The organism is Anoxybacter fermentans, from assembly GCF_003991135.1.
In the GTDB taxonomy this organism is placed as follows: Bacteria; Bacillota; Halanaerobiia; order DY22613; family DY22613; genus Anoxybacter; species Anoxybacter fermentans.
In genome coordinates, this window is the sequence record NZ_CP016379.1 from 1210384 (window position 1) to 1233408 (window position 23025).

The window sequence follows — 23025 nt, forward strand, 5'->3', positions numbered from 1 at the left end:
CCAGGGATTCAATCTACCCATTATGCTCTGGGACAAGTACATCATTTTTAAAAAACGTAAATAGGCAGGCGTAATAAAATGCATATCACAGCCTATTAAAAAATTATATTGAAACGTAAAATAACTAAGTCCGATATAAAACCCTCCAAAGGACCTTTGTCCGGAATAACATCTTCTATCAGTTTTACTCCCTTTAAAAAGGAATAGGTTCTTTTATCGCTTCCGACAACATAAACACGATCAAAAAATTCTTTTAAAGTTTTAGTTATTCTTTCAATCAATACTTCACTTTCAAATTTAATCAAAGCTTTATTCCTACCAAAACGAGAACTTTTTCCACCTGTTAATAAGATGGCATTCATTTTTAATCCTTCCTAAATCTGATATTTAAATTCGATTGTTTTAGATTTATTCTTTTTAATATCCACATACCCTGCCTTTACTAATCCTATTTAATTAAAAAGAGATTTAAATAAAATCCCCTGATAGCTTTCAATGCTGTAAGCATCAGGGGATTATATTAGAAATAATTGATCTTTTTATAATATATATCCAGCTTCTTTCAATAATTCCCTAGCTCTTTCCCCTTCAGCAGAAGGAACTAAAACAACAGGGCCAGTACAGCCCATACCGGTCTCAGCATAGATTCCTTCTTTCCAGAGTACCTTAACTGCATCATCTATCTGAAGGATATCTACACCCGGAATTTCTTCATCTACAGTAACCTTCGGTGGGGCTTTAACTTCCTCTACTTCAGAAGCAGAAGTTTTCTTTAAAGCCTCCAACTGATTATCCAGCCCGGCTTTTCTGGCAGCTTTAATCTCGGCATCAACTATAGCCATGATCTTACCCTGAGCTACATCAGCAGCATACCGGATAGCTCCAGCAACAACAGGAGCACCGGATGCCCTTGAAAGGATACAGATAATCATATCAAAGTCTTCACCCACACCAGGACCATAACCATAACCTAATGCTTCATAACTACCGCCGGTGGTAAAGCTAGAGAAAATTTTCATCAGCAGATTACCTGTTAAAGTATCGGTAACCATTACATCGGGAGTACCCATCAAAAGGTCATTCCCTCTCATTACAACCCCACCGTCGGCCCGGGCAGATTCAGTAAATTCGATACCATATCCATTTTTCTTTAATTCTTTTAAAATCTTTTCACATTGCCGTGCACCATCAACATTTAAAATACCTACTTTGGGTTTATCTATCCCAATAGCTTTAGCAGTAGCAACTCCATAAATAGCGTTTTTAACCATTGCCCCTACCCGGTGAGTATCAGAAGTACCGGTAGTAGTGGCAATAATCATTTCCCGCCCGGTTCCCGGAGTGATAACACGTCCCACAGTAGATACACCAACCGGGAAGTTATAATGCATAGTAACAGCTGCATCTGCTTCTCCATTTTTGAGCATGGCTTCCATTTTCTCATGAGCTTCCTTTTCACAGGTAACTTCATGGAGTTCTAAAGAGGTATCACAAGCTGGCCCAATAAGAATAACTTCCAGATCAGAATTTCTGGCCTGAGCTATTTCTGCCCCTTTAACCAATTCTAAATGGCCATGCTCACTACCAAGGGTGGTTAAAACCACCCGGGTCTTTTTTCCAAAAGTTCCAGTCTCAATAGCATCTGCGATCTGATTAAAAATCTGCCCTAACTTCTTTCTAGAATCTATAGCAGGCACATTTTCACCTCCCAAACCGGCTGCCTACTTTTCTTCTTTGAGAAGAATTTGAGCTAATTCACGCATTGCATCGGCAACCATCTTCTTCAGTTTGACATCATCTTCACTAGCAACAGTTTCTTCAACCACACCGGTGTTCTTTTCCATTACAAAAGATACACCATCAAAGAGATTGGTCATCCGGCCTAAGAACAGACTACCCTTACCAATAATCATGACCTTTTCAATCTGACCAGCTTTCATCATCTTCATAGCAGGACCAACGAATGGAACACCAGAAGGAATATGGCCCTGAGTTGGAGCGAAACCAGGCATACCATGTTTTTTAACAAATTCGGGAATCTCAGTCCGCTCAAGATCACCTCGTTTTACACCTAAAGCGGCAATCATCTTATAATTAGCTTCAGGTACATTACCTGCACCAGCAGGTTTAGTAATCTCCGGATTCTGCATTTCTACTGAATATTTATCAATATCAGTAATCTTCAAACCACCTTTATCCAGTGGATTGGTTACCAGAGCAGTAATAACAGCCTGTGGAGAAGAACCTGTACCCACAGTGTGACGTCCTACCAGGTCGGTTCTAATAATTGGACTTTCGCCATCATTTGCAGTAACAAGTATAGCAAAACCACCCAGACAATCTTCAAGTAAAGGTATATTTTTAGCCACATGATCTTTACCGTTCATACCCAGTTTAGCAACAGCACCGCCGGCTATAACTGCAACAGTTTTGTATACACCAGCTTTAACTAAAGCAGCAGCATTCACTAGAGCATGGGCTGGAGCCGCACAGAAACTTCTTGTATCCGATCCAGTTGCATTCACACAACCGGCCATCTCAGCCATAGCCTTAGCAAAATTACCACCACCGCGCTGATTGATATCACCGCAAGCTTCTTCAGAAGCCTCAATTACGTATTCAATTTCAGAAAGATCAAATCCCTGTTTCTCAAGGTTTAATAGAGCCAAAATACCGGAAGCTTTAGTCATTAAATTTTCTAACATAACATGAGCATTTAAGTTGGGGTCTGTATCATGAGCCTGTTTAATGCACCCGACCAACTTTTCGCCCAGATATAAACCTTCTGCTACATGCTTGTTGACCAGTTCTTCAATCTCACTTAATTCTACACCATCACCCAGACCTTTTAAATCTTTCTTACTAAAAATGGGGTGAGATTCTAATTTGGATTTTACTTCAGCAGTAAATTCTTTAGTCAATTTAACAAGATCAAAACTGTCATACAGCTTGACTAAACCAAAAAATTCATCTTCAGGCATAATCTCTCCCATTTCACCAAAACGGGAAGCATTACTTACAGGATTTTCATACCAGGGCTGAGGGATATTGTTTAACTCATCTGGTAAAATGTTACCGATAAAAACCTGGTTAGGAGCATATGCAACACAATCGTCAAAACTTCTTAAAAATTCAGGAATCTTCTTTAAATATTCAGCATCAGGATCTTTTAAACGGGTTTGGGTTTGAGTAGAACCATAGTGAAAGAGAGTTGTAGGAGTATGAACCAGAATGTAACTGGCTCCTTTTACTACAGGCAATGTCATACTTTCACCTCCATTAAAATAGAAGGGTAATGGGTAATGCTCGTGTCACTACCCATTACCCATTTTTTTTTAATCTTCAAATACAGTTTGCTCATGTACTTCAGTTTCTAAAGCCCTTAATGCTTTTTCAACTAATCTACGGCGGAGCTTTTTCTCCTCAGCTTTATCCAGCTTAGGATTGCCCAGTGGATGTGGAATTGCTACAGCCGGTACAATTCTGTTAGCACCAACTGTTAAGGAAATTGGAACTACGGTAGCTATGTGAACTACAGGGATACCAGCCCGCTCAATCTCTTTTACCATCGTTGCACCGCAACGAGTACATGTTCCTCAGGTGCTGGTAAGTATAACTGCCTGAACACCATCAGCGACCAGGTCTTTGGCAATCTCCTGAGCATACCGCTTTGCATTTGCTACAGAAGTACCATTACCAACAGTCGCATACCAGTAATCATGCAAACTACCAATTTTACCTTCTTTAACCATTTCTTTAACTACATCAAGAGGCAGTACCCGGTCAGCGTCTTCATTAGCATATACCGGGTCATAACCACCGTGAGCGGTTTGACTGTTTTCAGGAGTAAAGTCATCAATATCAGTCAGTTTATATTTACCGTACTTGGAAGCACTCGAAGATTCAATACGATCAGGATTACCCTTTGGTACAATACCGCCGGAAGTAACCAGAGCAATTTTGGCTTTGCTAATATCAGCAACAGGAGGATTTGGAGCGACTCTATCAAAATCCGGCATAGGATATTCAGTAACAAAATCTTCGCCTTTCAGTTTCTTAATTAACATTTTAACAGCCCGTAAAGAACCACGCTCTTCCGCAAAGAAATTCTTCCGGATTCCGCGTGGGAAGTAACCAGCTTCTTCTGGTCCACCAACATTACCATCAGTTTCAATATATTTTTTAGTAAATTCTACGATAGCCGGAACAGCTTTTCGCATCCCTGCAGCAGAGTCTGCAGTTGGCAGAATATATGCATACTTAGCAAAGATTTCTACTCCTGGGTTTTCTTTGTACATACCTGAAATTACAGGAATACCATTCTTCGCAGCCACTTCAGCCACATGACCACAGGCCATACCATAACGTCCTGCGTTGAAGGCAGGACCCGCAATTACTAAATCAGGTTTGATCTGATCTATGTATTCCTGTATTTTCGCTTTAGCATCTTCCAGATTTTCATTGAAATAACTATCACCACAGATGATAGTCGCAACTATTTCAGCACTATCTCCCAGTCCATTATTGATGGCGACACCTGCCCCAACTGGGCCCTCTTTTAACATAGGCTCGATATGAGCTTTATCTTCGCCACCAATTTGGCCGAAGAACTGGTTCAGATAGTGAAGAATACGCTTTTTACCCATCATTCTCCCCCCTTTATTTGGGATCTATATAAGCTATATAAGAATTAAAGGAATTTGCAGTACATATTTCTATACTTGGATACTTCTTCAATGATAGCATCCATATCCAATACCATTTCCATCATACTGACCTGCTCGTCATATACAGCAGGATCAATCTCATCCTTCAATTCAAAAATGTGATAACACAAGAGTCCCAACTGGACTCCAGCCAATGGACCTGCAAAGGTTGGATCTCCATTAGTAACAGTTTCACATGCAAGACCGGAAGCTTCTGCTTCGGCCCCACCTAAAACTACTACTAAATTTTCTGGACCATACTTTTCGGCCAGTTCTTTGATCCGCCCTTGGATTTCCAGGTCCATGGCACCTGCGGCAGTTCAGACAAAACACTCGGTAGTTACCATTACTACTTCAGCTTCGGTTGTCTTAATACATTCTTCGATAGCTGGACCAGGGATACCATCGCGGTCACCAATGATTGCAACTTTCTTGCCTTTGAGCATTATAGTCACCTCCATATAATTATTCGAATTATTTATTTAATTATAATTAGAAACCTTGAGCAGACAACTTGCTAAAACCAAGCTCATTAGTAGCACCGGTAATAGCCTGAATCTCAACAGTAATACTACCATCTTCTGCTAATGAACCAGCAAAACCACCAGCTATTACATCAGCGGCTTCAATATGACCAATAATCTTCTTCATTGGCGGCAGAGTAATAGTTTCATTAGCATTACCAGCGGTAACCACGGCAGTTGCAGATGGATCAGCATCAGCTAAAGACTGTGAAGCACCATCGCGACCTGCATATTCGTCTGTAATAAGAACAGTCTTAATTCCTTGAGCTTCCAATTTCTTGCAGTTCATGATTAAATCTGCATCTGGGTTACCGAAACCTTCTTCGGAAATAATAGCAGCATCTAAGTTCAACATACTGGCCAATTTTGCAGTATAGTTAGAAGAACGTTCTTTATCAGCAAGAGTTACATTTTCATTAGTGATTATTACACCAACAAAATTATACTCTTTACCATGATATTTGTATAGATCTTCGATAACTGGATTGTTCTGATGATGGTAAGTAGTGTTTTTATCACAGGCAGAAACACAGTTACCGCTAACAATAGCTCCATCAAATACTTCAGTTGGATAAATAAGGGTTGGCAAAATCTGCTTAGCGTCAACTCCATAAACATAGGTATCATGAAGCAGACCCTGGCTTTGCAACATATAAATATATGCTACTCTTGGCAGATCTTTATATTTCTCTGCACCTTCAAAGAATGGCAGAGCTTCATAAGTTTCAATTTCATCAGGTTCTACATTTCGGCCAGCTTCTCCAATATATTGAGCAGCTTTAAGACCAATCAAGCGTAAGGCAGCTTCATGCTCATGTTGGGGCAAGTTGTCTACAGGTTCTGCCTTGACTACAATATTGTAAGTCTTGGAGAACGGAGTATAATCAGCACCAGGACCGCTCATATCAATAATACCTTCCTGGAAACCGACAATCTTACCTGTAGTTACCACAGCAGCCCCTTTAAGAACATGGGTCCGACCAGAACCTACAGTTTCTACTTTGGAGACAAAACCCGGAAATACACCGCCATTGCCTTCAACTTTAACACGCGGCTCAATAACGTCTTTGACAGGAATAATCCTGACTTCTTCGCCTGGTTTAGCCAGATCAACATCAATAGAAGCAATTCTGGCGTCACCGCTCAGTTTTTCAATCAGTTCTTCTTTATTAATAGTGAGGATTCCATTTTTTACCTCAGTCTTGTCTCCAAATTGTACATCTTTAATATAAATCTTTCCTAACTCAAGACGCATAAATTCACCTCCCTACTTCTTCTCAACCATAAAAATTAGATATGTTTTTTAATTTCCTCTTCAATCTCAGCAGCGGTTAAATCTTCGCCACTTAATTGGGCTACTTTCTCGCCGTCTTTATAAAAGCACATGGTTGGCAATCCCATAACTCGCTGGCTAATAGCAAGACGACGATTTTTAGTAATATCCAGTTTACAGAATTTCATCTTTTCACCATACTTCTCAGCCAGAGCTTCAACTTCAGGCATCAACTCCTGACAAGGCTCACACTTAGGACTATAATAATCAACCATTACCGGTTGAGATTTAGAAGCCTCCAAAACTTCGGCCTCAAAATTCTCCTTGTTTACTTCAAGCATCCCTTCCACCTCCTTTCAAAGGTAAGATCAAAGTAAACTAACCTTCTATAATTTTTAATACATTTTCTTTTGTAACATCTTCAAGCCGATTCTTAAGTTCACCATCAACAAAGTAAAGTAGAGTTGGAATATTCTTAATTTCATAGCGGTCAGCGATCAAACGGTTTTTATATGTATCGATTTTAACTAATTTGACATTCTTCTCTTCTAAACCCAAGTTTTCCAACATGTTAATAGTATCAAAGGTAGATTCAACAGTAGGACTCCAGAAGATAACTAAAACTGGTTTATCAGCATTTAATACATCGGTTTTAAATCCTTCCTCTTCAGCAATATATTTCTCAGCAGCAGTAGCAGCTATAGCACCATCAGCCGCTGCAGTAACAACCTGGCGGAGATACTTTTGCCGTACGTCACCAGCAGCAAATATTCCAGGAACATTTGTCTCCATCTTATCATTGGTTATAATATAACCAAAATCATCCATTTCAATAAGATCTTTTACAAAATCAGTCTTAGGAACTGTACCGACAAAGAAGAATACTCCATCACAGGGCATTTCAGTAATTTCACCGGTCTTTAGATTTTTGATTTTTACACCGGTTACTACTTCATCTCCTACAACTTCCTCTAAAACAGAATTCCAGACAAAATCAATTTTTGGATTTGCATAAGCTCTCTCCTGGATTACCTTTGTAGCATCCATAATTCCTTCATCATGAACAACTATAATTGTTACTTTTCTTGCAAACCTGGTTAGATAAATTGCTTCCTCAACCGCAGCATCACCATTACCAACAACAACTACATCCAGATCGGTATAAAAGTCAGCATCACATGTAGCGCAATATGATACACCGCGACCCCTAAATTCACCTTCTCCTTTAACTCCCAAAACCCGTGGTTCAGCACCGGTAGCAATGATAACAGTCTTAGTAACCAGATCACCATCCCGGGTTTTAACAATTCGCTTATCGCCTTCACATTTAATCTCTAAAGCTTCTGTCCTGATAAACTCAGCTCCAAAAGCTTTTGCATGTTCAGCCATTCTTTTTGTCAATTCAGGCCCAGTCGTACCTTGCGCAAAACCAGGATAGTTCTCCATCTCCTCAGTAGTAGCAGCTTGCCCACCTGGTTTTCTCTTCTTTTCAATAATTGCTGTTTTCAGCTTAGCACGGGAACCGTAAATTCCGGCTGCCAGACCTGCTGGCCCTCCACCAATAATTAACAGATCATATTCTTTATTCATTCTAATTCCCTCCTTTTTTATTCAACCAGAGATTGGTATCCACTGGTCAATAAAGTCAAATCTAATTCCTGAAAATCTTTTAAGACATTTTCAGACCAATTGGGTATAGGGTGATCTTTTTGAAACTGTTCAAATTTTCTGATAGCGTCTTCGATAATTGATAATGAATTAAAGTCTAACTTACCTGGTTTAAGACTGACCATTATGGAACGATAGGGAGTCGCATTAGGTTTAATGCTTCCGGCCATTGGATGGCTTATTAATTTGTGGCCAATATGTACTAAATCCCTTGTCCGAATCAGTACATCTTTAACTGTTTTTTCAATAATCATCTCCTGTTGTTTATATCTTTCAATTACCGCCGGATTATTTGTTATAATTAAAATCTGTCTCAACTCTATAACACCCCATTAATACAACCATAAATTAGTCTAACCATTTTCTCATAATTCATGAAAATTACTGTTAACTTCATAATTCCGAAAGAAAAAAGCAATGCTGACCCATCGGCCAACATTGCTCTGTCTTCAACCTGAGAGTTTAATTCTCCTTATTATTTTAATAAGGAGAATTTGCTCCTTCGGTGTCAAAAATGACTTTCCAGAGCCCTGTCAGGATACGGTCCTTTGACCTGAGAGCTTCTTCCCGGGGACTGGCCGGTCTCCGGAAATTTCTCCTTCGGTGCCCGCACATAGCGAGACTCTCCCGCATCCTTCATCCAGCTTTGTGAAATTTTCAACATTTCATGTCTAATATATTCTACTTTTTTAGTAAAATTCCTGCAAGAGAATTAAAATTTTTTGCAATATTTTTTTAATACTCTGACCTATTATTGATTTTACTGCAAAAAGCTAATTTTTCACTTCACAAAAAAATTTTTCGAACCATCTAAAGTTCGATTTCTGTCGAAATAAGACACACAAATCAATGGGTCATCCTGGCCCTTGATTAGCTCACCACATCCAGTGATGAGGCCTTATTTCGACTGAAATCTCACTAAGATGGTTTAACGAAAAATTTCCATGTCGCTCAAAATTAGCTTTTTGCAGTTTAATCTTTATTTGATTTTTGCAAGTAATTGCTTGGTATGCTCCTTAATTTCCTCTTCTGAAAGAATCTTACGAGCTACACCAGAATCAATAGCAGCTTTACCAACCGCCGCAGCCACAGCAGGAGCAACTCTTTCATCAAATGGATTAGGAATAATATAGTCAGGAGATAGTTCTTCATCAGTGATCAGATTGGCAATAGCATGGGCAGCCGCAACCTTCATCTCTTCATTGATTTCAGTAGCTTCTACATCCAGAGCACCGCGGAAAACACCAGGAAAAGCCAATACATTGTTAATCTGGTTAGGATAATCCGAACGTCCTGTACCAATTACTCTTACACCGACTTCCTTTGCATCTTCAGGTATAATCTCCGGTACAGGATTGGCCATTGGAAAGAGAATTGGATCAGGATTCATTGCTTTAACCATCTCTTTATTTACCGCACCGCCAACAGAAAGACCGATAAATACATCTGCGTCTTTTAAAGCCCCTGATAGATCGCCCTGATAGTTATAACCATTGGTTATCTCAGCAATCTGTTCTTTATATTTATTCATTCGCTCAGTCCGTCCTCTGTAAAGTGCACCCCTACTATCACACATTATAATCTTTTCCGGGTCTGCCCCGGCAGATATGATCAATTTAGTTACAGCTATGGCAGATGCACCCGCGCCATTTACAACAATTTTTAAGTCAGCCAATTTCTTTCCGGTTACCTTTAAAGCATTAATCAAACCAGCCAGAGTAACAATAGCAGTCCCATGCTGGTCATCATGAAAAATAGCCATATTGGTCTCTTTTTTCAATCTTTCTTCAATTTCAAAGCAAGCAGGAGCTGCTATATCTTCTAAATTAATTCCAGCAAAAGTTGGTTCCAGAAGTTTACAAAATTTAACCACCTCATCTACATCCTTTGTAGAAATGCAGAGGGGAAAAGCATCAACTCCAGCAAAGTTTTTAAAAAGAACAGCTTTGCCTTCCATAACAGGGAGGGCAGCTTCCGGGCCAATATCTCCCAACCCAAGAACAGCAGTACCTGTTGAAACAACAGCTACCATATTACCTCTTGCAGTATATTCATTAACCTTGCTTCGATCAGCATGTATCTCTTTACATGGTTCAGCAACTCCTGGAGAATAAGCTAAGCTTAAATCCCAGGCATCTTTAACTTTGACTTTGCTTTTAACTTCCAATTTTCCCCGATTTTCAAGGTGCATCTTTAAAGCTTCTTCACGTAAATTTTTCATCTTAATTTTACCTCCCATTTCTGCTGCTATTATTTATTTTTTCGATAAAGACTTTGACCTTCTTCATATAAATCGCCACCATAGATATCATTGACAACAATTAACGGAAAATCTTTTACAACCAGTCGTCGAATCGCTTCTGTTCCAAGATCTTCATAAGCTATAAGCTCCACTTCTTTGATTCTTTCAGCAATCAGTGCAGCAGCACCTCCTACAGCGCCAAAGTAAACCGCTTTATGCTTCCGCATAGCCTCCTTCACTTTTTCAGAACGGGAACCTTTACCGATCATCCCTTTTAATCCCTGTTCGATAAGCCGGGGAGCATAGGGATCCATCCGATAACTGGTAGTTGGCCCGGCTGAACCTATAATTTTTCCGGGTTTTGCCGGAGTAGGGCCAACATAATAGATTACCTGGCCCTTTAAATCAAAAGGTAAATCTTTACCTTCATCAAGAAGTTTTACCAACCGAGCATGGGCAGCATCCCGGGCAGAATAAATTACTCCTGATAGGAGTACTTTATCACCACTACGTAAACTTTCCAGATCTTCATTGGTCAAAGGTGTAGTCAAATGTTTCACCAAGATCACCTCTTACAGTACCGTCTCTTTGTGTCGAGCAGCATGACAGTTAAGATTTACTGCTACCGGTAGGCTAGCAATGTGACAAGGGAAAATTTCAATATTAACATCCAGGGCGGTAATAACTCCTCCAAAACCTGCTGGCCCAATACCCAAATCATTGATCTTTTGCAAAAGTATCTGTTCCAATTCAGCAATTTCAGGATCAGGATGGCTACTTCCTATTTCTCTTAGCAGAGCTTTTTTCGCCAGATAGGCAGCTTTTTCAAATGTTCCCCCAATACCTACACCCACTACAATAGGGGGACAGGGATTTGGGCCCGCTTCCTTGACACACTGGAGAACAAAGTCAATAACTCCTTCCTTACCATCAGCAGGTTTAAGCATCTTAATTTTGCTCATATTCTCACTACCGCCGCCTTTAGGGGCAACAATAATTTTTAAATTATCACCCGATACCAATTCAGTGTGGATAACAGCCGGAGTATTGTCACCAGTATTCCTCCGTCGGAATGGGTGTTCCACAATAGATTTACGCAAATATCCTTCTGCATATCCTAGCCGCACACCTTCCTGCACAGCTTCTTCTAAGTTGCCCTCGATTCTCAAATCCTGACCTACTTCGAGAAAGACAACTGTATATCCAGTATCCTGACACATGGGAACTCTTTTTTGTTTAGCAATCTTAGCATTTTCAATCAGTTGTTCTAAAATTTCTCGTCCTATCTCTGACTCTTCTATCTCTAATGCTTTTTTAAAAGCATTCATTACATCTTCGCCCAAAAAAAAGTTGGCTTCCTGGCAAAGCCTTGCAACCTCTCTGGTAATGGTTTCAGCTTTAATGATCTTCAATTTTCTTATATCCCTCCTTACCTTATATATTCCCCTCTACCTACTCCGTTCATTAAAAGATTATCCTCTTTTTCCACTATAGTTTTCTATAGGAGAAGGCTAACTCCTGCACAAATCTTAAAATTTTTCTTTTTTATAATAATGACAGGGAAAGCATTATTATATCTCCCAATAATAGTTTTTCCGATAAGTCCCCATTCAGAATGATATAATGATTTTACTACAAAAAAGCTAATTTTTTGCTTCTTGAGAAATTTTTCGAATCATCTAAAGCTCGATTTCCGCCGAAATAAGGCTTCCTAATCAAAGGCCCCCCCTGGCCCTTGATTAGCTCATCACCTCCTGTGATGAGGCCTTATTTCGTCGGAAATCTCGCTAAGATAATTTGGCGAAAAATTTTTATGTCGCTCAAAATTAGCTTTTTGTAGTTTAATCATATAATGATTTAAAAAAAACCAGGGAAATTATACCCTGGCTTAATCACAAGTCTTTATTTTTTCTGTTAAATTTTTCTTAAGTCCAGTAATAAACTGGGTCAAATGATACCTGGTAAGAGAATCAATTCCTTCCAGGGCTTTAAGTAAAGCCAAATTTTCTTTATTAAGCAAATGGTAATTTGTTTTTAACTGTTCATCTTTGATTACAATATTTTCTTCTGAATCAGGATCAATTAAATCAGTTAAAATAGCCAACTCCTGAATACTTACTCCAAATCCTTTAGCCAGTTGAATAAAGGTTTCCATATGGGGACGCCTTTGAGGATCTGTCTCTAACCTGGAGATTGTTGACTGATGAATTCCCGATTTTAGACTTAATTCCTGCAAAGTCATTCCGCGTTCTTCACGTAATTTACGCAATCTGGAGCCAAAAGTCTCTTCCATTATTTTCACCCTTCCTTTGCCGTACTTTACTATATATTATACAAAATATGTTGTCTTTTGACAATATATTTTGAGTAAATTTTTGTTTGTCAATACGACAAAGGATTAATATTTTAACAATTTCCCTTCTAGTACTATAAAGATTTAATATGTTAGATTTATTATTTCTCTGCATTATTTCTTATTTTTATTACATCTTCGTCTTTAGCAGTATTTTTTCCTTCTACTGCATGGCGAACTTTTCCCGACTTAACCCTGGCTTCTTCGTAGGCTTCTTCTTCTTTTTTTCGGACAGCAAAGGGATTTTCATAAGGATACTTATATGGCGCATTTTTAGCAAATTCGGTCACTATCTGACGGGCTTTTTTTGTTGGCAATAAAGTTCCTGGCCCGCCAATACATCCGCCCGGACAGGCCATTCCTTCGATAAGATGACCATCTAATTTACCGTTTTTTGCTAAAGTCAAAACTTTGCTACACTCTGAAAGACTATCTGCCTGCATCACTTTAATCTTACTCTCTGGATACCAGAGTTCCATATTCCGCTTAATGGCCTGCGCTACTCCACCAGAGATAGCATATCCGCGTCCCCCCACAGATGCATAATTAATCTTCACATCTTCACTTAACTGAGTTAATTCTATTCCTGCTGCAACGAAAATGCCTGCGAGTTCTTCAAAGGTTATTACATAATCCACATATTGACGCACTTCTTTATTTAAAGCCTCCAATTTTTTAGAAATACACGGTCCAATGAAAACTACTTTTCCCTCAAGGTCCCGCTCTTTTACATAACGTGCAGTAGCAACCATCGGCGTATGAGATGGAGAAATATATTTATAGAGTTCCGGGAAATACTTTTTTGCTATCATAGTCCAGGAAGGGCAACAGGAAGTTCCCATAAAAGGCTGTTCTTTCGGTACCCTGTCAATCAAAATTTTAACTTCATGCATCGACGCGATATCCGCACCAAGGGCCACCTCTACTACCTCTTTAAATCCCAGTTTCTCAAGACCTTTAAATATCTGTTCAGGCGAAACCAGAGGACCAAACTGACCGACAAAACTTGGCGCAATAATTGCATACAGCTTCTTTCCGGCCTTAAGAGCTAGAAGCATCTGAAAGATTTCTGATTTATCAGATACAGCCCCAAAAGGACAATCAACTACACACATTCCACAGACAACACACCGATCCAGATTTACATAAGCCCGTCCATCTTTACGACTTTCGATTGCATCTATTCCACAGGCTGCAGCACATGGACGGTCAAAACGTACTATAGCTTCATATGGACATGCCTTCTGACATCTACCACAATGTACGCATTTTTCATCTATATTTGCTCTATCATCAACTATACTAACAGCATTTACTGGACAGACGATTACACAGGGATGAGCCAGACAGTTCCGACAATTATTTGTCACATAGAATTGATCCTCAGGGCAGGCTTCACAGGCAGCAGGAATCACATTAACAAGAGGTGGTTCTAAAATCTTATCAATCGAATAAGCTTTCTCCACAGCCTTAGCAAGCCGCTTATGTTCCCCCTGATCCACTAGAGGAAGTCCCAAAGCAAGTCTGGTTCGTTCGGCAATAATAGCTCTCTCCCGGAAAACACTTTCTCTAAACTGTGGTTTGTAACCTGGAATAATCTTATATGGTATATCATCAACCTCTTTAATCACTTCATCAAGACTATCAGTATGAAGTGCTAGACTGGCTACTTCTTTGAATACTTTCCGCCTTAACTCCACTATCGGTGTAAAGAATCCTTTGGTCATCATTCTTTAACCACATCCCGTTCTTTCTTTATCAGGTCCATAATCACTTCAAAAACTTTTTCAGCAGAAGCTGAATATATCGGTTTACCATTGACCTTAACCATTGGTGGATCTTCTTCATTACAATGATCGAAACATTTGACATACTCAATACTGATCTCATCTTCCATTTCCTTTGCTACATCTTCCAACATCATACCTAGATTGAGTGCTCCCATCATAGCACAATAGGTACCTGCACAAATTTCTACATGAATCTTCATCTTTTCGCCCCCTTAATAGCTCTTTATTGAATATCTACCATTAACATGCTTAATAGGGCGAAAATTATGCCTTTAAAAAAACCGTAACCCTTTTTAAGGGTTACGGTTTTTGTGGTTCGGCAGGTAACACTTCAAAATCAGGATTTTTTTGATTTTCAAGCCAGGCAATTCGTGTTAAATAAAATTTACTTCCTTCATTAAGTGGGTAACGTTTTAAATAGGCCTCAAAATAGGGTTTTGCTTTCTTAAATTCATTTAAATAAAAGTACGCCTTACCTAGAGGATACATCGCATAATAATAATCAGGTTTAATTTGCAAACTTTTTTTATAATACTTAACAGCCTCTTTGTATTGATCCAGGGCATAATAAGTGTCAGCTAAAAAACGATATGCTTCATAATCATCAGGATTTTTTGTAATAGCTTCCATCAAATATTCCCTGGCTTGAATATAATCACCTTTTAAAAGAAGAATATATCCCAGATTACGATCATAACGTCCGTCATTTGGATCTATATTTCGGGCCTTTTTATAGAGAGAAAAAGCCTGATCCAATCGATCGGTATCTCGATAGATCTGCGCCAAATTGTTAATAGCCAAAAGATGATCTGGTGTAATTTGTAAAATAGTCTCATAAGTAGCTATCTCTTTATCGATCTGTTTTAATTTATAATAGACATTAGCTTTAATAAGATAAAGTTCTATATTTGTCGGCTGTAACTCTATTGCTCTCTCAAGATATGGAAGTGCTTTATCATAATCTTTTAATTTAAAATATACCGCACTGAGATTAGTTAAAAGATCTAGATTATCAGGTGATAATTCGAGTGCCTGCTTATAGACTTTAACTACATCTGCCCAACGTTTCTCTCTCTGATACAAATTTATTAATTCAAGATAATAAGATAGTTGGTCAGGATTTAGATCAATAGTATATAAAAGATATTTTTCAGCCAATTTATAGTTTCCTAACGCCAGATGAGAACGATACATAATATGTAGTACTGTTACTAATGGTGGATATTTTTTTAAGTACTGCTCAAAGGTATTAAGGGCTTTTTGATACATTTCCTGCTGAAAATAAAGTTGCCCTAACATTAAAAGTACCTCTGCCTTATCAGGTTTGTTCTTCAAAATTGTCTCCAGACTTTCTATGGCTTTAGATGGGTTTTGGTTCATATTATATTGCGCCAATTTTAGACGAAGCTGTTCCTTTTCTTCAGGACTAATATGTTTTTCTTTAAGTGCTTGTTCTGTTAAAGCAATAGCCTGGCGAAAATTCCCCAACTGATAATATGATTCTGCTAATCCAGTATAGAGACCATAATTCCTGATTCCATAAATATAGGCCATCTGATAAGCCTGGGCCGCATCCAGGGGCTGTAAGTTTTCCAGAAAAAGTTTTCCTAAAACAGCCCAGATTTCACCACGATCAGGATAGAATTTACTTGCAGTGCTTAAGGCTTTCTTTGCCTGATATTGATCTCCTTCATTCAAATATATAAACCCTAGAAGATATTCAGTCACCGGATAATTTGCAACTTCCCGGGCTTTCTCAAGAAAAGTTCTGGCTTTATCGTAATCTTTAATAGCGAGGTAGGCCTGCCCAAGTCCCAAATATTCTAAATCAGGTTGTTCATTATATTGAATAGAAGTCTGAAAGGCATGAATTGCATCCTCAAAGCGGTCCCGGTATAAGTATATAAATCCGAGATATAAATATCCTTCATAATTATGAGGAGAAAATGATAATAAATCCTTAAAAATAGCTTCTGCCTTAACCAGATCCCCTTTGATAAGTGCATCTTTACCAGAAGAGATTAAACTGGCACGATATGTACAACCAGAGCTAAATATGATTAATATAATAAGAAATATTATACAAAGCTTGCGTTCCATAATATCAGCTTCCTTATCTAAAGTGTATAGTATTTTTTCGTCACAAACGGATAAAAACCTTTTTTATAGGGAATATATTTCATTTTCTTTTTCGCAAAAAAATCATTCCCTAATCTTTTGTTTACATTTTCTAAAAAATTTTATTCCAACCTGAAGAAAAGTTTTCCTATTTAACATAATAAAGGCCTATTACTTATACAAAAGAAGCGCTATTTAATTATAATATCCTTCGTTATTGTAAAAGAATTGCCAAAAAAACTGACCCAAAAAATAGGGTCAGTTTTTTATAGATTTTATAGACTATTCTTCTTTTGTGTTTTTATACCTTTTTTCCAATACACGTTCTAAATTTACAACTGACTTTTTATAATTAGGATTTAAATCCAAAGCCCTATTGTAAGCCTCGATAGCTTTATCCAGCTCTCCAATATTCTCATAGGCAATCCCCAGATTGTTATAAATAAACGGATAGGGTGGATTGAGTTCAGCAGCTTTCTGTAACTCAATACTTGCCTTCAAATATTCACCCAGTTTTAAATATGCCAGACCTAAATTGTTCAAAGCAAAATAATTTTTGGGATTGAGTTCTATAGATTTAATAAAGAATTCGGTAGATTTGAGATATTCTTTTTGATTTAGATATAAAAGTCCCCAGACATTATAAAGATCATCATCGTCGTCTTTTAAGGTCTCAGCTAATTTAAGAGTTTGCAGGCACTTATCCCATTCCTTTAAATTTAGATATGCTCTACTTAGATTAACCAGAGTCTTATAATGATCAGGCAAAATCTGATGTGCTTCTTCAAAATAGCGTGCAGAATTTCTATAATCTCCAAGTCGGTAATAAGTAAGCCCCATCATATATCTGAGATAATGGTGGTTGGGCATTTCTGAATAAGCTGCTTGAAATGCTTCAATAGCCTTTATATAATCGCGATTTTCAAACGCCTCAATCCCCTGTTGATAGTTTTCATTGGCCAGAACCTGGAGTTGAAAACTAAGAACTATAATCACCATAACTGTCAAAAATATTACTTTTTTCATACTGTTTCCCTCCTTGAATTTAAACTTACTCTATTTAAATTTAACAAATATGTCCACTACCTGACTGTCAAATTGAGTTTTACTAAGACTAATAATTCGAAAATACCACCCCATTAAAAAAAGAAACCTACAGAGGTAAATCAAATAAAACAAATACACATAGCAAAATATCACAAACCAGTATCTTTTCCCATAATTTAGACCATCTCATAATTCCTGCTACATGACTAAATGTATTTAATTAGACATATTTTATTGTTTTATTCGACATTTGTCTCTAATTTCCTTTATTTCTGGACTAAAATATCTAAATATCTTTTAATGGTATAATCTCATCACCTATCAAATTATAAATATTTCTATCTTTTTCTATTTTAATTTTAACCAGAACCATATTTCCTAAAAAAAGATATTTCTTATATTTTGATACAACAGGTTCAAAGACTGTTACTTCTACAGTACCTGTCAAATCTTCAAGAGTAAAAAAACAGACCAGTTTTCCACGCTGGGTCCAACGGAAACGAATATCGGTAATCTCTCCTGTAATCCAGACCTGCTCTTTTTCCGTTTCCATTAATTTATCAATCGATAGTAAATCCTTACTTTGAGGAATAAGATAGAATAAAGAACTACCGCTAACTGGATGGCCCAGAGTCTCAAGTTCCCAACTTAAAATATCCCTAAGCTCCATTTCTGGAATTTTTTCTGTAAAAGCGCTAATTTTCGTTGTCAGATAAGGTAAACAGCGAAGTTGACCTGTACTTACCTGATGTTTCTTAGCTTCTTTAAAAATTTTATTTAAACTCCAGAGAAGTTGCATCCGATCACCGAACCTATCAAAAGCTCCGGCTTTAATCATATTTTCCAGAACCAAATAATTGATAAGACCCAAATTTACCCGATGACAGAAGTCACTTAATGAATGATAACTTCTTTCTTTTCGTTTTTGAATAATCTCCTCTGCTGCACGCCTTCCCAGACCTTTAATCATCAAAAAGCCCAGTCGAATCTTTTCACCATCAGTAGTTGCTAAAAACTGGCTCTCATTTATGTCAGGAGGCAATATTTGGATATTGCGATATCTGGCCTGATTCAAATATTTACGAAATCGACATTCAAATTGTAGATTTATATTCAATAATGAAGTCAAATATTCTACCGGATAATGGACTTTAAGATATGCAGTAATATAAGCAATATGAGCATATGCAACAGCATGAGCTTTACATAAACCATACTTGGCAAATTTATACAACTTATCAAAAATATAATTTGCTTCAGCTGATGTTAAACCACGGCTCATGGCACCTTTTATAAATTTGCTTTTCTGCTCTGCCAATAAAATCGGATCTTTTTCAGCAATTGCTTTTCTTAATACATCTGCTTCTCTTAAACTAAATCCTCCTAGTTCCCGGGCAATCATCATCACCTGTTCTTGAAAAATTACCACACCATAGGTGTCCTTCAATAATTTTTCAAGGAGGGGATGTAAGTATTCTACCTCCTCTTCTTTATTAAGACGGGCAACAAAACTCTGTAGCATCCCTCCTTCAATGGGCCCTGGACGATAAAGAGATGTAGCAAACATAATTTCTTTTAAGGAGGTAGGTTTCAACTGCTGTAACAACTTGCGACAACCTCCACTTTCCAACTGAAAACACCCAATGGTATCTCCTTTTTGGATCAAATTATAGGTTTTACGATCATTTAATGGAATTTTTTCATAAGTAAGATTAACACCTTTTGTCTTTTTAAGAAGTTTTAAAGTAAATCTGATTGCAGACATAAAACGAATTCCTAACAAATCAATTTTCAAAAGTCCCAATGCTTCAATAGCCCGCATATCAAACTGGGTGATCACTTCTCCATCCCGTGAATATTGCAATGCCGTATAATTGGTCAAAGAATCTGGAGAAATAACCACACCTGAAAAATGATGGGTAAAATGGTGGGGTAACCCTTCCAATTTTTGTGCGGTATCAATCAATTTTCGAAAGGCAATATTCTTATAATAATTCTGCTTAAATTCTCTACTGTTTGTTGGTGAATCTATTTGATGAATATTTTGATGAGAAATAAATCGGGTAAGGGAAGTCAATTTCCCTTCAGGCCAACCTTGAACCCGGGCCACATCTCTTACCACCGCTGCAGACGCCAAAGTACTGAAAACTGAAATATGTGCCATGTTTTCTTGACCGTATTTGTCAACAATATATTGAAGAATCTTTTTACGGCCAATATGATCAATACCCAGATTGATATCAGGCATTGAAATTTGCTCCGGATTCAAAAAACGTTCAAAATATAGGTCATACTCAACCGGATCAATAGTAGTGATCCTTAATAAATAGCAGACCAGACTGCTGACTGCACTGCCCTTTCCAACAGTCAAAATCCCTTGCTCGCGAGCATACCTGACAATATCCCACATGATAAGAAAATATCCTGCATATCCCATTTTATTAATTACTTCCAATTCGTACTCCAGACGCTTTATCAATTCAGTAGAAGGAGATTTGCCATACCGTTCATGTAGTCCTTTATAACAGAGAAACCGCAAATAAGATTCACTGGTATATCCAGCCGGTACCGGAAATTGGGGAAAGTGTAATTCTTCTAAATCTAAAAAGATATTACAGCGTTCAGCAATACTTATGGTATTACTTATAGCTTCAGGAATATCTTTGAAAAGTTGCTCCATTTCTTCAGGACTTTTTAAATAATATTCATCCCTGATCTTATCATTCCTGATCTTACGTGAATCAATCTTTTTAACTGAAAGTTCCCGAATTCCCATCAATATCTTATGGGCTTCTGCATCCTCCCTTTTTAGATAATGTACATTATTTGTCGCAACGACAGGAATATTTAATGTCCGAGCCAGCATAATTTTCTTTCTAATTAGTTCTTCTTCACCCGGGAGTCCAAACCGCTGTAATTCTAAATAATAATTGTTCTGCCCCAGGATATTTCGATATTCCAATGCAATCTCCTTAGCCTTTTTATAATCTTTTATAATCCATTCATCCAATTCACTTACTCTACAACCACTCAAAACAATTAATCCCTGTTTATAAGTTTCCAACATAGAACGGGTCACAAGACCATTATTGTCAAGATTAGATCTGGTGATCAGCTTTAACAGATTGGTATAACCCAGGTTATTTTTCGCAAGAATAGTAAGATGATAATGACACGAAGAGTAATCCTGTATAATAGGTCCCACATTCAGTTCCGCACCAATGATGGGTTTAATCTGATACTTCTGTGCCAGTTGATAAAAGCTGATAACACCGCTAATATTATGGTGGTCTGTAATTGCCAATGCTTTAACCCCCTTTCGTTCTGCTTCAATAAATAAATCTTCAAGACGACATAAACCATCCAACATACTGTACTCTGTGTGTAGGTGTAGATGACAAAACTCTTTCTTCATTGAAAATTCCCTCCTTATGTTATTATATAGAACATATGTTCTGTTTACTATTCTACCATAGTAAAGTAAGCAGAACAAGTGTTTCGGTTTCGGTAATTTATGCTTTTATATATAACATCGACATGTTTTACCCTATATCTTTAATTTTAATCGAAACATGCAAAAAATTAGGAGGAAATTTCCTAAATATTTTCTACATTCAAAAATCTGTCCTTCAAAAATTATAAGTAACCCTTTTGAAAATAAAAAAAATAGACTTCTTCACTTAGGAGATTAACCCAAAGAAGAAGTCTAATAACAGAATATCTATATTAATTAATGATTTTACTGTAAAAAGCTAATTTTTAGCTTCAAGAGAAATTTTTCAAACCATCTAAAATTCGATTTCAGTCGAAACAAGGCACACTAATCAATGGGCCCTCCTGGCCCTTGATTAGCTCATCACATCCTGTGATGAGACCTTATTTCGACTGAAATCTCACTAAGATGGTTTAACGAAAAATTTCTATGGTGCTCAAAATTAGCTTTTTGCAGTTTAATCATTAATAAAATCGTTTATCTACCGGTAATAGAAACACCTTCAAACTGAATATATGGCGTGTAACTGGATTCAAAGTTTTCCACTTCATTAGAAAGCTGTGATATTTGGTTAAGCATCTGATAGAAATTCCCAGCAATCATAACTTCCCGAATAGGTTGAACGATCTCACCATTTTCAATATAGTAACCGCCTTTTACTACCCCAGAAAAATCACCACTGATGGGATCAGAATTTCCTGAGAAACGATTAACCAGAATCCCACGTTTAATATCCTGAATCATTTCCTCCAAACTAACATCACCGGGTTCAATCATCAGATTGGTAGCAGAATTGGTAATACTTTGATCATTTCCGGAAGCATGACCAGTAGAAACAGTATTTGCTTTGAGAGCAGTACGATTAGTATGAAGGAAGGAATTTAATTGTCCTTTAGTAATAATCGGCAATCTAATAGATGGTACACCTTCACGATCAAAAGAACGTGAATAGTATCCATCAGCAAAAGTAGGATCATCTACCAGGGTTAAATTATGACTAGAGATCATCTCACCCAACTTTTCTTTTAAAGGTGACATTCCTGTTACCACAGCCTCACCCCTTAAAACAAAAGATAAGGGTTGTAAAAGAATATAGTGGATAGCCAGAGGCGATAAAATAACAGAACCTTTAAAACTGGGAATTGACTTAGCTCCAAGAGTATTTACTACTTTTCTGGCCAGTTTCTCACTTTTCTCCCGTATGGGAAGTTTTTCAAAGTTAGAACCTGAAATAAACTCCACATTAAAAGATGAAATATCATCTCCATCCCGTGCAAAACCAATTAAAAAACATTCATATAAAGTTCGATCTTCCCTTACCGCCTGGCCCCTGGAATTAGCGATAGCTCTGGAGATAAATGAACCCTTTACATTGGCAGAATCCAATGTAACCCGCGAATCCCGTAAAACTGTCTCCATAATAATACCCGCTTGTTCAACAGCTTTTTCTGCTGTCAGACTAAATCCATTAGGATCTATTAATCCCTCTAAAATTTGTACAGGTTGTGGATCTGGAAGTTGATTATAAGGACTGGCTGTACTCATTTCTGCCAGATCCAGTGCCCCCTGTAAAGTCTTTTCAATGGAAACCTGATCGAGACGATTGGTAGCAGCAAAACCCACTTTATTATTTTTAATGACCCGGATTCCGATTCCCTCATAATCATCAGCTTTTGGAATCTGAAGGTCATTTTTCTCAATCATTACTTCTATTTTTTTCTCTTTATGATAATAAACTTCAATCTCATCTGCTCCAAGAGAACGACCCTTTTCTACAATCTCCTGACATAATTGTAGATCTTTCATCATTA

19 protein-coding genes and 1 riboswitch are annotated in these 23025 nt (G+C 37.6%); all 19 genes read right to left on the minus strand.

Annotation, left to right across the window (positions count from 1 at the left end; all coding sequences use genetic code 11):
• Positions 1–95: 95 nt before the first annotated feature.
• The 19 genes from mobA to BBF96_RS05555 all read right to left on the minus strand — a co-directional run bounded on the left by mobA (position 96) and on the right by BBF96_RS05555 (position 23020).
• Positions 96–362 carry a molybdenum cofactor guanylyltransferase gene (gene mobA, locus BBF96_RS05465; protein WP_127016211.1) on the minus strand — a complete coding sequence of 89 codons (267 nt, stop codon included), beginning with the start codon at positions 360–362 and terminating at the stop codon, positions 96–98.
• A gap of 177 nt (positions 363–539) precedes the next feature.
• Positions 540–1688: a glycine/sarcosine/betaine reductase complex component C subunit alpha gene (grdD, locus tag BBF96_RS05470; protein WP_418655014.1), complete on the minus strand. Its 1149-nt coding sequence runs from the start codon at positions 1686–1688 to the stop codon at positions 540–542.
• Positions 1689–1721: 33 nt separating this feature from the next.
• Positions 1722–3266: a glycine/sarcosine/betaine reductase complex component C subunit beta gene (grdC, locus tag BBF96_RS05475; protein ID WP_127016213.1), complete on the minus strand. Its 1545-nt coding sequence runs from the start codon at positions 3264–3266 to the stop codon at positions 1722–1724.
• 69 nt (positions 3267–3335) lie between these two features.
• Entirely contained in the window at positions 3336–4646 is a 1311-nt protein-coding gene (gene grdB / locus BBF96_RS05480; protein ID WP_127016214.1) for a glycine reductase complex selenoprotein B, read from the minus strand.
• A 44-nt stretch (positions 4647–4690) separates the two neighbouring features.
• The gene (gene grdA / locus BBF96_RS05485) at positions 4691–5152 is read right to left on the minus strand and encodes a glycine/sarcosine/betaine reductase complex selenoprotein A (RefSeq protein WP_127016215.1); all 462 of its coding nucleotides are present in this window, start codon (positions 5150–5152) and stop codon (positions 4691–4693) included.
• Positions 5153–5198: 46 nt separating this feature from the next.
• Positions 5199–6485: a glycine/sarcosine/betaine reductase component B subunit gene (locus BBF96_RS05490; RefSeq protein ID WP_127016216.1), complete on the minus strand. Its 1287-nt coding sequence runs from the start codon at positions 6483–6485 to the stop codon at positions 5199–5201.
• Positions 6486–6520: 35 nt separating this feature from the next.
• Positions 6521–6844: a thioredoxin TrxA gene (gene trxA / locus BBF96_RS05495; protein WP_127016217.1), complete on the minus strand. Its 324-nt coding sequence runs from the start codon at positions 6842–6844 to the stop codon at positions 6521–6523.
• A gap of 37 nt (positions 6845–6881) precedes the next feature.
• Positions 6882–8093: a thioredoxin-disulfide reductase gene (gene trxB, locus BBF96_RS05500; protein ID WP_127016218.1), complete on the minus strand. Its 1212-nt coding sequence runs from the start codon at positions 8091–8093 to the stop codon at positions 6882–6884.
• Positions 8094–8110: 17 nt separating this feature from the next.
• Positions 8111–8488, minus strand: coding sequence for a GrdX family protein (locus tag BBF96_RS05505; protein WP_127016219.1), 378 nt, complete (start codon positions 8486–8488; stop codon positions 8111–8113).
• A gap of 214 nt (positions 8489–8702) precedes the next feature.
• Positions 8703–8811, minus strand: a riboswitch (glycine riboswitch).
• A 339-nt stretch (positions 8812–9150) separates the two neighbouring features.
• Complete coding sequence (locus BBF96_RS05510; protein ID WP_127016220.1) at positions 9151–10392, minus strand: NAD(P)-dependent malic enzyme; 1242 nt, start codon at positions 10390–10392, stop codon at positions 9151–9153.
• A gap of 29 nt (positions 10393–10421) precedes the next feature.
• The gene (locus BBF96_RS05515) at positions 10422–10976 is read right to left on the minus strand and encodes a Fe-S-containing hydro-lyase (protein ID WP_127018196.1); all 555 of its coding nucleotides are present in this window, start codon (positions 10974–10976) and stop codon (positions 10422–10424) included.
• 9 nt (positions 10977–10985) lie between these two features.
• Positions 10986–11825, minus strand: a complete 840-nt coding sequence (locus BBF96_RS05520; protein WP_127016221.1) for a fumarate hydratase — start codon at positions 11823–11825, stop codon at positions 10986–10988.
• A 476-nt stretch (positions 11826–12301) separates the two neighbouring features.
• Positions 12302–12706 (minus strand): helix-turn-helix domain-containing protein, encoded by a 405-nt coding sequence (locus tag BBF96_RS05525; protein WP_127016222.1) that lies wholly within the window; start codon positions 12704–12706, stop codon positions 12302–12304.
• 161 nt (positions 12707–12867) lie between these two features.
• Positions 12868–14496, minus strand: coding sequence for a 4Fe-4S dicluster domain-containing protein (locus BBF96_RS05530; RefSeq protein ID WP_127016223.1), 1629 nt, complete (start codon positions 14494–14496; stop codon positions 12868–12870).
• Positions 14493–14756, minus strand: coding sequence for an NAD(P)H-dependent oxidoreductase subunit E (locus BBF96_RS05535; protein ID WP_127016224.1), 264 nt, complete (start codon positions 14754–14756; stop codon positions 14493–14495). The genes BBF96_RS05530 and BBF96_RS05535 overlap by 4 nt, the downstream gene beginning before the upstream one ends.
• 100 nt (positions 14757–14856) lie before the next feature.
• Positions 14857–16656, minus strand: coding sequence for a tetratricopeptide repeat protein (locus BBF96_RS05540; protein ID WP_127016225.1), 1800 nt, complete (start codon positions 16654–16656; stop codon positions 14857–14859).
• A gap of 300 nt (positions 16657–16956) precedes the next feature.
• On the minus strand, positions 16957–17700 hold the full coding sequence (locus BBF96_RS05545; protein WP_127016226.1) for a tetratricopeptide repeat protein: 744 nt from the start codon (positions 17698–17700) through the stop codon (positions 16957–16959).
• Between the two features lie 307 nt (positions 17701–18007).
• The gene (gene dnaE / locus BBF96_RS05550) at positions 18008–21136 is read right to left on the minus strand and encodes a DNA polymerase III subunit alpha (protein ID WP_127016227.1); all 3129 of its coding nucleotides are present in this window, start codon (positions 21134–21136) and stop codon (positions 18008–18010) included.
• A 555-nt stretch (positions 21137–21691) separates the two neighbouring features.
• Positions 21692–23020 carry a TldD/PmbA family protein gene (locus BBF96_RS05555; RefSeq protein WP_164730912.1) on the minus strand — a complete coding sequence of 443 codons (1329 nt, stop codon included), beginning with the start codon at positions 23018–23020 and terminating at the stop codon, positions 21692–21694.
• Positions 23021–23025 lie beyond the last annotated feature (5 nt).